We start from the raw sequence: 12,325 nt of genomic DNA on the forward strand, positions 1-12,325 counted from the left end.
CATGCCCCTGCTTTCCCCTCTGCGCCTGCGTCGTCTGGCTCGGCAAGAACAACTGAGAAACCGGCAGACCTTGATTACTTTCCAACTGGGCTCCTACTGCTTCGGCCTCCCTGTTGATCGGGCGCGGCGAGTTTTTAGCTGGGCAGAGTTTCAGCTTGCTCAGGAGGGCGGCCCCCAGCTTTTGGATACCGGTCGTTTGTTGCTGGGCCGAGGGATCCCTTTTCAACCGGAAGGGGTTATTCTGTTGCAGCCAGGCAGTTCTGAGGACGGATTGTCCGACCAGATCGACAACCCAGAAACAGGGGCTCTGCCCATTCCCACTCAGCCCCTCCTGCGCCGTCTGCCCTCTTCCCAGTTGCAGCCTCTCCCCAGCCGCTATGCAGCTCAGGCCCGCCAACGGGGTATTGTGCAGTGGATCCCGCCAGCCGAAGGCCAGCTCCCCCTGTTGGTGTTCGACCCTCATCTCTGGCCTGTCTGTTCTTGAGCGGGGAGAGGGGGCAGTTGCAGTTCTGGATTCTCCACGCGGGTTAGCTCCCAGCGGAAGTGCTCCCCACCCCGTCGCTGCCAATTCAATTGGAAGGGTTGCTCCAGCGCATTCACCTGATCCCGCGTCAGGTTGGCCAAGGGGCCGCCGGAGCCCTCGATAACAAACCAGAGGGTGGCCCGTCCTTGGCGACTGGGATCCCCTAGGTCGAGCTGCACCTGCAGCGCTTGGGGTTGGAGGCGCAAGCGAAAAAATTGCCCGAAGATCTCGCGGCTGTAGGCCAGCGCCCGCTGCTTATCCAGGCCCCAACCATCGCTATAGGCCTCAGAGACCAGCATCTCCACCTGATCCCAGTTGCGCTGCTCCACCGCCCGCAGCAATCTCTCCGTGTGGACGCGGATTTGTCGCTCAGGCCGCCCGTAGTGCCAAAAGGCTCCCACCCCGATAGCCAAGACGACGGATCCCACCACCCCCCAGCGCAGCCAGGGGGGAAGGGGTGAAGAGGGGGAATGAAGAGAGGCAGACAAGGGATCCCTCTTGGGCTGCTCCCTCTAGCCTAAGGGATCCACATGTGAGAAGATCAAAGTCCCATCCCCAAATCTGTGCAGCCTCTGCCGGTCACAGCACGCCCCCGAAGTTTAGCCAACCGGTCATGACCAAGTCCACCGACCGCCTGCTGCTGGAGTTTGAGCAGCCTGTTGCCGCCCTGGAGCAACGAATTCAAGAAATTCGGGCCTTGGCAGAAGAAAACGACATCGATGCTTCTGAGCAGATTCGCCAATTGGAAGCCAAAGCCGAAGAGCTGCGCCGCGAGATCTTCAGCCAGCTCACGCCGGTAGAACGGCTCCAGGTGGCCCGTCACCCCCGCCGCCCCACCACCCTGGATTACGTACAGACCATCTGTGACGACTGGTTTGAGCTGCACGGGGATCGCCACGGCCAGGACGATCCAGCCATTGTGGGCGGGTTGGCCAAGCTGGGGGATCAGCCGGTGATGATCCTAGGCCACCAAAAGGGTCGCGACACCAAAGACAACATCCACCGCAACTTTGGGATGCCCAATCCCGCCGGCTACCGCAAAGCCATGCGGCTAATGGAACATGCCCACCGCTTCGGCCTGCCCCTGCTCACCTTCATCGATACGCCGGGGGCTTACCCAGGCGTCAAGGCGGAAGCTGAGGGCCAAGGAGAGGCCATTGCCACCAACCTGCAGACCCTTTTCCGGCTGGAGATCCCCATCATCTGCACCGTCATCGGCGAAGGGGGATCCGGCGGAGCATTGGCCATTGGGGTGGGCAACCGCATCCTGATGTTCGAGCACGCCGTCTACTCCGTGATCTCGCCGGAAGGCTGCGCGGCTATTCTCTGGAAGGATGCCAAGAAGGCTCCCCAAGCGGCGGCAGCCCTGCGCATTACCGCCCAAGACCTGCTGCAACTGGAGGTGATCGACGAGATCCTGCCAGAGCCGGTTGGCGGCGCCCACCGCGCGCCCTTGGAAGCTGCTCAAACCCTCAAAGAGGCTCTTCTCAGGCATCTCAAGGAACTTTCTAGCCTGAGCGGGCGAGAATTGCGCGAGGAGCGCTACCAAAAGTTTCGCCGCATGGGAGCGTTTCTGGAGCTTTCTGAATAGACTTATGCATCCCTGATTTATAGTCGTTTCAGATTAGGGTGAGACACCTGGGCCATTGATCGCGCCAGCGGGACGGAGTCCTTGAAAAGCCTTTTGGCCCCCTGCATTATTGCTCTGCAACGCCGATGCGACCAACATTTTAGGCGTGGGTGCAGTGTCCTGGTTTGAACTGAAATGACTATATTTGGGGTTTAATTTGGGGTTTATTCGAGGGGAGAGGCCCTTTAGGAGCTGCTCTGGGATGAACTTCCGAAAGCACTCCGCGCCCTCAACCTGACCAAGAGGGGGCTAACTCCTACCAGGTTACCCGATCCCGCAGCTGCTCAATCCGGGCTGGGCCAATGCCATTGACCCGTTGCAGATCCTCCAAAGAGGAGAAGGGGCGGGCCTCGATAATGCGCTGCGCCAGGGCGGGGCCAATGCCGGGCAACTGTTCCAGCTCCGCCGCCGTGGCCGTATTCAGGTTAACGCGAGGGGATCCCCCAGGAGACGCCACCGGAAAAGCAACCGACGGGGAAGGGGATCCCGCCTCAGGAGGAAGAACGACCTCGACTTCCAGCAGCTCCGGCTCCGGTTCAGGCAAGGAAGCGGCAACGGGGACGGGGTTGGGGCAGCGACGGGACGCCTCTTCTGCCTGTTGTTGCAGGCGGCGGCTGGGGCCAAAGCGGGCATCGGCAATGAGCCGGTCGAACTCCCGCACAAAGTGATCCACCACTCGGCCATTGCGGATGATCAGGAAGTTTTCGTCGTTGAGGTGGTTGGCCGAGACCGACCAGTTGTTGGATCCGGTGATCACCGTGGCCTGAGGAGTGCCGGGATCGATGATGGCAAACTTATGGTGCAGCTTATCGCCGGGGGCGAGGTTGGGTATGCCTACAGACTGGGCCGGCAGCGTCCAGGGCAGGCGCGCCGCCTCCACCTGGCACTTTTCGTCGGGGAGCAACAGCCCCCACATCTCCAGGGTGCGGCTGTAGTCCCGGAAGGCAAAACCAGGGTCGAACACCCCGCGGATCTCTACGTTGCGCTCCTGGCGCAGTTGCCTGAGTTGGTTGGCAATGCCCGGATCCGTAAAGACGAACAGAGCCAGATCCACCTGTTGCCGGGCTTGGGCCAGGGTGGCGGCAATAATGCCGTTGGAGGTGGCTTCGTAGGGCAGGGAGCGACTGGCAGGAGAAAAGTGAACCCCCACAATGGCATCGTCAATGTACACCGTTTCCAGGGAACGCTTGAGCTTCTGCACGCCGAAGCGGCTATCGGTCAAGCCACCGGGGCCATCGCCCCACATGAGATCGAATTCCTCGGTGTAGAGGCGGGCCAGCTCGGGGCTATCCAGCAGCAGCAGATGGTTGGCATTGCCGACACTGCCAGGCGCATCAAAGTCCCCGTGAATATCAGAGAGGGTGAAATTGGCCGAGCCGGTCAAGACTTTCTGCCCGTCGATCACCACAAATTTGTGGTGCATCAGGCCGCTGCCCTTGGAGCCATCGGCGGTATCATCCAGCCAGGGCACCTGGCCTCCATCCAGCAAGGCGTACACATCTCGGCTGGCAATCTCCTCGGGAGAAAACCGTCCATCGCGGTTCACATCCACCAGGTTGCGGTACTCCTCGAACTTGCGACGGCTGCGCTCGTCCAGCGCCCGCACTTCGGCAGGGGTGAGCTGGTGCCAGGCTCGCACGTAGGTGTTTTCAGTAATAAAACGCACAGGGATCCCCGCCTGCCGCTGCTCCACCAGAGCCTGGGCAATCAGGGGTAGGTTCAGCTCCTGCACGGCAATATCCACCGACTGCCGAGCGGAGCGAATCTGGGAAATGATGAACTCTTCCAGGTTGTAGCCGTAGCGGCGGATCTGGCGGTAGGGATCCCGATAGGTGCTCTCGCGGCTTTGGTTGAACACCACCCGGATGCGGGGGTGCTGCGGCAGAGGGGCCAGGGTGGGCAGCTCCGGCTCTTGGGGGTAGGGTCTGGCCCGAGGACCCACCCAGTAGCCGATCAAGACCAGAATGAGAAGCAGAGCAGCCCAGGGCAGCCAGCGGCGGAGTTGCCGCAACCACGACTGGATCCCGTTCATCGAAAAAACTAGGCTGTGTTTACTTTTAGTATGAGGTGAGGATAGTTTTTGGGCAAGGTCTGATGAGTTGCCTTGTCATAGATGACAATAAATAGCAAAAGATTCTGGCTTTTCTGCGAACAGAACCCCACATTGGCAAAGAGGCAGGATGCAAGCGGTTTATCGAGGGCGTGCTGTGGATGGCTCGTTCTGGCTCCCCCTGGCGCTACCTCCCGGAAAGATGTGGAAAGTGGTACACCGTTTACCCAAGATTCCATCACTGGAGTCGCTTGGGAGTCTGGGAAAGAATGTTTCAGTTCTTCATCACAGAACCCGATTGAGAGCATCTTATCCTGGACTCAACTATCGTTCGTGCTCACCCCTGTGCAGCCAGAGGGGAGCAAGCCTTGGGCAGGAGTCGAGGTGGATACAGCTGGCAAAAAGAACGCACGAAAGTGATAAGGGAGAGTCGGGTGGTGATTCCTTCTAGGAAGAAGAGGAGGGTGGTGCGAGATTACGACCGGCATGTTTACAGAGAGAGGCACCTAGTAGAGTGCTTTTTTCAGAAGCTAAAGCAGTATCGGCATTTGTTTTCTCGTTTTGACAAGTTGGCCAGGAACTTCTTGAGCTTTCTCTACTTCGCAGGTGCTCTCTTCTGGCTAAAGATCAACACAACCTAGGTCTGAAACCCCGCTCTTGAGGGCGGCTTTACTCTCCATAAAACCTCCAGGAACAAAAGCATAAGTACCGCACATCCTCTCTTTTGGCGCTCTGCGTCAACCTCTTCCCGCTCCGTAAGCAATGCAAACTTAACCTCCCCCCAGAACTGCCACCCACAAAAGTGAGCCCCCACCTGGGATGACGCACCAAACTGCCGCGCTTCAAACCCAGACTGATAGTCCCCCCGTAGGGCAGTCTTTTCCCACCTTTGGCCGGTTGCAAACGATGCAGTTGACGACGATGAAACCGTAGAGGAACTACTATGAGCATCTGCCGGTTGTCAGGTTGCAGGTGCCCACCGGTTACGGAGTTAGCCAACACCCACGCATCCACGCAGTGAGCCTCAAAGACCTCGGCTGTCTTTTTGTTGGTTTTCTTCAGCCCAAGGGCGTCCCGCATCTGCTGGGTTTCCCACCCTGAGCGGATCAACACTTGCCCCAAGCCCGCTAGTTGTTGATAAAACCACTGCTTACCCACCTCTAGGGGGGAGAAAGACACGTCCCAGCGACGCTGGCCTGAGGTCTTCGCCTTAATGTCCTCCACCACAAATACGGATATGGGAAACAACTTGCTCAGCCACCTGGCAAGACAGAGCTTCCACTGCCACCGAGCCTTGGTGGAAGGGGGCAATCCGCCTCTAGCCCGGTTCGCTCTCGGTTGCCGACAGGGCGTTTGGCGATACCGCCTCAACCGACGCATGTTTCGACGCTGCTCAACATGCTCCTTCACCCAATTAACCGCGTCCGCTTGGATGTTGAGGTAGGTGTGTGCGGCTGATTTGACCGACCACCCTTCTTTCTTGCTTCCTGGGTCAATACCGACGGCTATGGGTTGGGTTTGCCGGTCAGAAGGTTCCCCGTTGAGACGAACACAAAACACCCCTCTCTTCCAAAAGGGAGTAGCCTTGCCGGATTTAACCCACCGCCTCGCCCGGCTGGGAGTGGTCGGCATGAGGGGGTTTTGGTTGTGGTCTACGACGGGCACGAACATGCGGTAAGTCTCCTTGCGGAGTATGTACATCCCTTCGCCCCTGGCCGACGTAGAGGTAGCAAACTAGGGAAGCATTCGCTACGTACTTTGGGCTGCCACGCCCAGTCGGCTCAGTCTCCTTCAAACGCCCCCCATGACTGGGTTGCTTGGGCAGGCTAGTCTTTCCTTGCCCTTGGGGTTTCAGGCTGGCTAGGCCCTACTCCCACAAGCCCCCCGCTAAGAATGGGGGTACTTGACGGCCTTTCTCCTCTCCAGCAATCACAGCCCCAGGATACCGAACTTTACGGCAGCTGTTTCTGCGCCAAGGTGCTCTCTGCTCTACTCTAGGGCCACCCGTGAGAGAAAGGCTTTTGACCGCCGATATTCAAGCCTCTAACGGCATCATCCACGTCATCGATGCAGTCTTGATCCCGCCGCGTTAGGCATTGGGCCACCACTTCGGGCATCATAGAAGCATCGAGATCCAGCACTTTATTGGGGAGATTCAGCGTGGAGCGGCCTAAGTGGGTAGCAATCGTTACAGGGATCCTGGCCATTGCTCTGGGGGTGGGCTACTTGCTGCTGGCACAGCTGTTGGATTATCGCGGGGGCGAGTTTTTGCCGGCACCGCTGGAGCCGCCGGCGATTTTGGGAGAGGGGATCCCTGGCTCATTGGGCCGGTTGAGCTGAGGGCGCTTTTGACTTCCTGCTTCCCCTTCCTCTTTTACTTGCGGGTGGCTGATCCCCAGCAAAACTCTTGACAAAATTGTATGCTCAGCTACAGCAAGCCCTATGCTGGAGAAGCGGTTGCAGATTCAGTTGACAGCGGGGGCTGTCCTCTGGGATGACCGGTCGATTTTGGCTTTTTGATCTGGAGATCTGGGCAGGCTGTGGGTTGGGATGGTGCTGTCGCGCTCCACTTGGGTGTGGTTGTGGGCAGGGCTGGGTTTGGCGGCCCTGAGCCAATATCTGCAATGGGTTGGCGGGATCTACAGCTTCGTGGCTCCCCACTCCGAGCCTCTTGCGGAGCTGGTGGTGGGCGCCATCCTTGGGGGGACAGCAGCAGCAGGTCTGGCAGCGCGCCATTGGTGGCAGCAGGCTGGCCGACGGCAAAGTACTCCAAACCAGCGGACACAACCGCTGCGGCGGGTTAAGTTAACGCGGAATCAGGTGCAAGCCGATCTGGAAGATGCCGATCGCCTGATCCAGAAGCTGCAGAATGACATCAGTCGCCGTGCCCTGCGTGCCAAGCTGCAAGAGATCAATCAGCGGCTTAACCAGGAGGAATTGCATCTGGTGGTGTTCGGCACCAGTTCCGCCGGCAAGACCTCGTTGATCAATGCCTTGATGGGCCGACCGGTGGGCGAAACAGCCCCCACCCTGGGCACCACCCAGCAGGGATCCATCCACACCTACCAATTGGAGGGCTGGAACGGCCCCATTTCCCTTACCGACACACCTGGGCTGCTGACGATTGGGGGAGCAGGTGAAGCGGAAGCCCGCGCCCTGGCCCAGAAGGCGGATCTGCTGATCTTGGTGGTGGCCGGAGACCTGCTGGCTTCGGAATATGCCGAAATGCTGGAGTTGGCCCGGCTGGGCAAATCCGCCATCCTGGCCCTCAACAAAACCGATCAGATGCTGCCGGAGGATGTAGAGACCATCTTGGCCCATTTGCGCCGACGCACCGCCGGTGTGATCCCCGCCGAACAGGTGGTGGCCATCGCCGCTGATCCAGAGCCCCTCAAGGTTCGCTACTACTCCGAAGATGGCTCTGTGTGGGAAACTTGGGAGCCGCAGCCCCCCGAGACAGAGGCTCTCATTCAACAAATGGCTCACCTGCTGCAGCAGAAGGGATCCCACCTGCGCTTGGCCAATGCCTTGTTGCAAACCCGAACTCTCAGCGAAGCCGTCCAGCAGGCCCTCCAAGAAGAACGTCGCCAACAGGGTCGCCAGATCGTGGAACGGATGCAGTGGGCCACCGCTGCTGCCCTGGCGGCAACCCCTCTTCCTGCTTTGGATGTGCTGGCAGGAGTGGCCATTCAGGCGCGCATGATTGGGGAACTGCACCAGGTGTTTGACCGACGCATTACCTTGCGCCGGGCCCAGCAAATCGCCCAGAGTTTGGCGCAAATGGTGGTGCAACTGGGGGGGCTGGAGCTGGCTACTCAGGCTTTGGGCTCTCTGCTCAAGGCCAGCCCCTTGATGGTGATGGGGATCCCCCTGCAGGCAGTGACGGGGGCCTATCTGACACGGGTGGCGGGGCTCAGTTACCTAGAGTGGCTGTCCTCTGGGGATCCCTGGCAAGAGGAAATCCTGCAAGAGCGGGTTAGGCAGCAGCTCCAAAACCGTCATCCTCTGGCTTTTCTCACCCAACTGGCCCGCCAAGCCCATTCCAATAGCTAGTCCAAGCATCCATCTTTTCGCCGCCGCAGGCCCAACCTATCCCGTTCTCCGCCCGCCGCAGAAAATCCATTACACTGAGTACAGCTTTTTCTAACTTAACTTTGTAGAAGTTCTGTAGATTAGCAGGCTCCAGGTCACACAAGAGAGAACATTTGTACCAGCCATACTCAGTGTTGCCGGAAAAAGTTGCACAATTTGTTAATCACAAGTCAAGCCCAGTCCATCATTTTGTAGTCTGCTGCCCTAAACTGGCTCCATTTGCGCCTTATGTCTTCCATCAACCCGACCTTGCCCATTCAGTGGATCGACGCGGATTCGGGAGAGGTGGTGGAAGAATGCCCTTGGGAGAGCAGTCCCCATCCGGGCACCTACGTCCAACTGGCAGAGCAGCACTACCTAGTTCTGGAAAAGCGTCATTCCTACCGGCTCCGGCAAGGCAAATACCACCTGTGTGGGATCCGCGCCCTGGTGCGTTCGGTCACCCCACCTCAGGAAGTGGGAAGGTTCCTGGGGGATCCCTCCTGTCGGTTTAATGCTCACTCGCCCTTGCTGCGCTGCGCCGTCAACCCCAGCGGGCCCTGTCAGGGCTGCCCCCACTACGAGTCGGCCCCGCGTTGCTAGCCCTCCAGCTCCAGAGCCAACACCTGGGTCAGCGCACGGTTGGTCTTTTCGCGAAACTCGGCCACGCTCACCCGTCCCAGCAAATACACGGCCAGCAACATCACCGCTGCCTCCACCCCAAAGACGGTGGCATAGGCAAGCACTGAAGAAGTGGGGAAGAGAATGCGCCCCAGATCGAGCAAAGCCCCGCCGAGCAAGGTGGAAACCGCCTGGGACATGGCCTGGGCCAGACCCCAAGCCCCGATAAAGGTGCCTGCCGTCTCCGCTGCCGTCAAATCCAACATGAGGGTAATGGCGCCATTGGTGGTGATCCCAGAAGCCAAGCCAAACAGGATCATACACAGCTGCAGCAGCCGTGGATTGCCTGTAAACCCTGAGGCAATGGTCAGCCCAAAAGAGATGGCCACCAGCAGGCAGCCCAGACGAGCCGTTGTCTGCTTGCCTAGCTTAGGCACGATGAAAAATCCGGTCAGCACAATCCCTGCCAAAATACCCAGGCTCCAAAAGGCATTGAGCTGGGTGCTCTGGGCCACCGTCATGCCAAACACCTCGCCGCCGTAGGGTTCTAGGATCGGCTGTTGGATAAACAGGCCCATGGTCATCAACACCAAGAAGCCGAAAAAGATCAGGGTTTGGCGGCTGGCGGTCAGCACCTTGATGGCCGTGCCAAGGGTGATTTGGTCTTCCCGTCCGGCCAGGGTGGAACGGGATCCGTAGCGGGAATAGCGCTTTTCCACCCCCCAGGTGGCGATCACCCCCAGCAGGATCACCACGGCTGGAATGATGACGAAGAGGCGATTAATGGTGCTCTGCAGGTTGTCCGGATCCAAGCCCCGCAGCAGAACTGCCGAGCCAATGGCCCCGCCGGCAATCCCCACCATCAACATAGACCAGACGATCCCCACCAACTTAGAGCGGTTGTCCTCCTCTGACACATCCACCAGCAGAGCCGCAAAAGGCGTGGAGCAGGCGCTGAGGCAGAGACCATAAAGGGCAAACATCAAACAGGCCAAGCCTATCCAGCCATAGGTGGCTCCAGACCAGCCCGTAGCCGCAAAGCTATCCCCCAAACCCCACACCACCTGCACCCCCAGGAAGATGCAGACCGCAAACAACACCGATCCCAGACGCACATAGCCGGTGCGATGCAGGCCAAACAGGGGCTTGGCATCCGAGAGCTGCCCAAACCAAACCCGAGCCGGGGAGACCAACTGGTGCATGGCCAGGGATCCCCCCACCACCGTTGCCGGGATGGCCAGCAGATCCGTGTCGATCATGACGCGGTTCAGCACTCCCAAAGTGAGCAACGACATCATTCCCAAGCCCATCTGAAACAGGCCCAGGCGGAACATGACATGCAGCGGCAAAGACTGAACCTGCACCTGAGGCTCTGGAGAAGCTGGAGTTACAGAAGCGTTGACCTCGGGATCCCGGCGGATATTGGCCATGATCTGGAATGATTCGAAAGGGTGCTACAGCCTTTTATCGTAGCCCAGGTGGCTTGGGATCCCGGCAAAAGCATGGGGTTGCCAAAAGCGAAACCGCCACGTCCTCTCCCCTTTTGGGAGCTATTGTCAGGGTATAGTCCCCCAATTTCCAATCCTCAGGAATATTGCTATGCGCGCCCCCATCCCCTGGCTGCTGAGTTCACTGAGCTGGGTGGGCATTTCCCTGGCCGGAGCAGCCCTCGTCCCTACGTTGATAATTTCTACTTCTCAGGCAACCCCTATGGATTTTCCCCTCCACCAGTCCCTTTCTTCCCCCTCGCCTTCAGAGTGGGCAGAGTACTTGGCCTACAGGCAGGTGATTGACCAGACGATCTCCATGACCTGGGATCCGCAAGCGCGAGCCTTGGCAGAGCCCTACGGGCTGGATATCGTCGACGTCACTTGGGAAGATACCGGACGCCACAAGGGATCCGCCCTTGGCCCCAACATCAGCGACATGACCATCCAGGTACAACAGCTCAACCCCAGAACGGGCCGCTACGAGCTGAGCCTGATGCCGGTGATCCGCTACCCCAACTTCGCCGATCTGTCTGCCGACCTGCCCCTCGACAGCCTGCAGGTGCTGGTGGGCAACGAAAAAGGAAAACCCCTGCAACCAGTGTCGTTGCGAGAGCTGCTGGGGAATCTGCGCCGCTACTTGCACGATCCTGGCTCCTGGGCCGGCAACCGCAACTCTCTGCTGGCCCCACGGGATAGCCATGTGTTGGTGAGCGCCCAGGCCGCCTTTTTGCCTATCCCTGCCGGGGGCTCTGCCCAATTCAACCCGGTGTTGTTCAACTACCAATCCTATCCCGGTAACCCAGCCGTACTGGCCATTTTGGCCACCCGCGAGGGCACCAGCATTACGGTGATCGAGAACCGCACTGAAGATAAGGTAGATAAGGTGGGCGAAGCTATTTGGGGCCAGCGCCTTTTCTTCAACCAAAATGGTGAACGGGCCAGCCTCACCGGGCAGCGCCTCAGCGATTTTCGGGCCGAGCAAGCCGCCAACCCAACCCCTCAGGATCCCCATTCGGCGGAAGTAGCAGAAGAAGCCCTGAACCTGGTGATGGTGATCCAAGTACCTGATACATTCACGCTGAACTCTCCTGAACATGGTTCAGGAAAGAAGCGATCGCATCCTGCCTATCTCTGAGCAGGAAGGCGGTATCCCGCAAAGCCCTGAGGAATACCCCCCGAGCGCTTTCCCCCTTCACTTCCCGGCAACCGTTGCGGTGGACTCAAGGATCAGGGGGAAACTTGGTCTACTATATCCCTCTCAATGACTTTTGCCAAACCGCCTAAAGCTCAGTAAATTCAGCAAAGTTCAGGGTTTTGGGGGTTAGAGGCATGCTCTCCAGCAGCGGCAGCCGCCGCGAAGGGAAGTTGAGGATATCTCTGTCAAGTTTTTCGGACCCGCAGCCGACCTGGCCGGCCTCAGCAATGTAGAAGCCGCTGTCATTGGACATGGGCCGGTGGAAGGCCCCTTCACCGAGGTCAACAACCTGGACATCGAGCGGGATCCCCGCTTTCCCATTCGGGTCACGGTCCAGTTCTACAAAGCCACCGACAATGGTGTGGTCTCCGCCGAGGACATGGCCCAAATTCACCATCAAATTGCCCGCGTCTATCGAGAGGCCGACTATGTGGGCAGCTTGGTGATTCAGCCGGATACAGGCCGACCTACGGAGTACGACCGTGATGCAGAGACAGAGCGCCCCTTTCCTGGGTGGCCGTGGCGTTAGGGCCTACTGCGCATTCTTCCCACAACCTGCAAGCGAGGGGCAGCATCTTCTCGCCCTAGAGTTTCTCTACTACACTGACAACTGACCTGGTGCCAAGAGGAGGGGGTGTCGGCCCGATATCCTCGGCAAGGTCAGGGTCTGCAGAGACAGTTGCCAAGGTCTCATTTCTTGAGGCCATGGTGCTTGTCTGTGCCAGCTCTTGCCCAAGGCAGTGGG

At 59.0% G+C, this 12,325-nt stretch carries 12 protein-coding genes and 1 pseudogene; 9 read left to right on the forward strand and 4 right to left on the reverse strand.

The annotated features are described in order from the left end of the window. The first annotated feature begins 1 nt into the window (after window position 1). Window positions 2-484, forward strand: a complete 483-nt coding sequence (locus ACVW0C_RS00205) for a hypothetical protein (RefSeq protein WP_099812950.1) — start codon at window positions 2-4, stop codon at window positions 482-484. On the opposite strand, the gene ACVW0C_RS00210 is transcribed toward ACVW0C_RS00205, so the two are convergent. After that, entirely contained in the window at window positions 460-1,011 is a 552-nt protein-coding gene (locus ACVW0C_RS00210; RefSeq protein ID WP_457383937.1) for a hypothetical protein, read from the reverse strand. The two genes, ACVW0C_RS00205 and ACVW0C_RS00210, sit on opposite strands and share 25 nt — an antisense overlap. Window positions 1,012-1,136: 125 nt before the next feature. Here ACVW0C_RS00210 and ACVW0C_RS00215 point away from each other — a divergent pair, with 125 nt between their 5' ends. Then, a complete protein-coding gene (locus ACVW0C_RS00215) occupies window positions 1,137-2,114 on the forward strand; it encodes an acetyl-CoA carboxylase carboxyltransferase subunit alpha (protein ID WP_011434297.1) in 978 nt (325 codons plus the stop codon). A 295-nt stretch (window positions 2,115-2,409) separates the two neighbouring features. Here ACVW0C_RS00215 and ACVW0C_RS00220 read toward each other — a convergent pair whose 3' ends face one another. After that, the gene (locus ACVW0C_RS00220) at window positions 2,410-4,185 is read right to left on the reverse strand and encodes a phospholipase D-like domain-containing protein (protein ID WP_457383938.1); all 1,776 of its coding nucleotides are present in this window, start codon (window positions 4,183-4,185) and stop codon (window positions 2,410-2,412) included. A 101-nt stretch (window positions 4,186-4,286) separates the two neighbouring features. Here ACVW0C_RS00220 and ACVW0C_RS00225 point away from each other — a divergent pair. After that, window positions 4,287-4,844: pseudogene (locus ACVW0C_RS00225) on the forward strand (transposase). Window positions 4,845-4,872: 28 nt separating this feature from the next. Here the strand turns inward: ACVW0C_RS00225 and ACVW0C_RS00230 are convergent. Beyond that, on the reverse strand, window positions 4,873-5,904 hold the full coding sequence (locus ACVW0C_RS00230; protein WP_414341962.1) for an RRXRR domain-containing protein: 1,032 nt from the start codon (window positions 5,902-5,904) through the stop codon (window positions 4,873-4,875). A 305-nt stretch (window positions 5,905-6,209) separates the two neighbouring features. Between ACVW0C_RS00230 and ACVW0C_RS00235 the strand changes: the two genes are divergently transcribed. From ACVW0C_RS00235 to ACVW0C_RS00250, 4 genes are all read left to right on the forward strand, one after another. After that, entirely contained in the window at window positions 6,210-6,296 is an 87-nt protein-coding gene (locus ACVW0C_RS00235) for a fasciclin domain-containing protein (RefSeq protein WP_457384026.1), read from the forward strand. A gap of 67 nt (window positions 6,297-6,363) precedes the next feature. Then, window positions 6,364-6,543: a hypothetical protein gene (locus tag ACVW0C_RS00240; protein ID WP_414349732.1), complete on the forward strand. Its 180-nt coding sequence runs from the start codon at window positions 6,364-6,366 to the stop codon at window positions 6,541-6,543. 210 nt (window positions 6,544-6,753) lie between these two features. After that, window positions 6,754-8,256: a DUF697 domain-containing protein gene (locus tag ACVW0C_RS00245; RefSeq protein WP_457383939.1), complete on the forward strand. Its 1,503-nt coding sequence runs from the start codon at window positions 6,754-6,756 to the stop codon at window positions 8,254-8,256. 267 nt (window positions 8,257-8,523) lie between these two features. Further along, window positions 8,524-8,877 carry a DUF6464 family protein gene (locus tag ACVW0C_RS00250; RefSeq protein ID WP_414349734.1) on the forward strand — a complete coding sequence of 118 codons (354 nt, stop codon included), beginning with the start codon at window positions 8,524-8,526 and terminating at the stop codon, window positions 8,875-8,877. Here ACVW0C_RS00250 and ACVW0C_RS00255 read toward each other — a convergent pair. Next, complete coding sequence (locus ACVW0C_RS00255) at window positions 8,874-10,325, reverse strand: BCD family MFS transporter (RefSeq protein ID WP_457383940.1); 1,452 nt, start codon at window positions 10,323-10,325, stop codon at window positions 8,874-8,876. The two genes, ACVW0C_RS00250 and ACVW0C_RS00255, sit on opposite strands and share 4 nt — an antisense overlap. Before the next feature lie 169 nt (window positions 10,326-10,494). Here ACVW0C_RS00255 and ACVW0C_RS00260 point away from each other — a divergent pair, with 169 nt between their 5' ends. Further along, the gene (locus tag ACVW0C_RS00260) at window positions 10,495-11,520 is read left to right on the forward strand and encodes a hypothetical protein (RefSeq protein ID WP_457383941.1); all 1,026 of its coding nucleotides are present in this window, start codon (window positions 10,495-10,497) and stop codon (window positions 11,518-11,520) included. Between the two features lie 319 nt (window positions 11,521-11,839). Then, complete coding sequence (locus ACVW0C_RS00265) at window positions 11,840-12,109, forward strand: hypothetical protein (RefSeq protein WP_457383942.1); 270 nt, start codon at window positions 11,840-11,842, stop codon at window positions 12,107-12,109. The last annotated feature ends 216 nt before the right edge of the window (window positions 12,110-12,325 follow it).

The sequence above is a fragment of the Thermostichus sp. OS-CIW-26 genome, assembly GCF_054058395.1.

Excerpts from the sequence above, each read along its gene's own strand:
- ACVW0C_RS00205 (WP_099812950.1), top strand. The coding sequence starts at position 2 with ATGCCCCTGCTTTCCCCTCTGCGCCTGCGTCGTCTGGCTCGGCAAGAA.
- ACVW0C_RS00215 (WP_011434297.1), top strand. The coding sequence starts at position 1,137 with ATGACCAAGTCCACCGACCGCCTGCTGCTGGAGTTTGAGCAGCCTGTT.
- ACVW0C_RS00220 (WP_457383938.1), bottom strand. The coding sequence starts at position 4,185 with ATGAACGGGATCCAGTCGTGGTTGCGGCAACTCCGCCGCTGGCTGCCC.
- ACVW0C_RS00230 (WP_414341962.1), bottom strand. The coding sequence starts at position 5,904 with ATGTACATACTCCGCAAGGAGACTTACCGCATGTTCGTGCCCGTCGTA.
- ACVW0C_RS00245 (WP_457383939.1), top strand. The coding sequence starts at position 6,754 with ATGGTGCTGTCGCGCTCCACTTGGGTGTGGTTGTGGGCAGGGCTGGGT.
- ACVW0C_RS00250 (WP_414349734.1), top strand. The coding sequence starts at position 8,524 with ATGTCTTCCATCAACCCGACCTTGCCCATTCAGTGGATCGACGCGGAT.
- ACVW0C_RS00255 (WP_457383940.1), bottom strand. The coding sequence starts at position 10,325 with ATGGCCAATATCCGCCGGGATCCCGAGGTCAACGCTTCTGTAACTCCA.
- ACVW0C_RS00260 (WP_457383941.1), top strand. The coding sequence starts at position 10,495 with ATGCGCGCCCCCATCCCCTGGCTGCTGAGTTCACTGAGCTGGGTGGGC.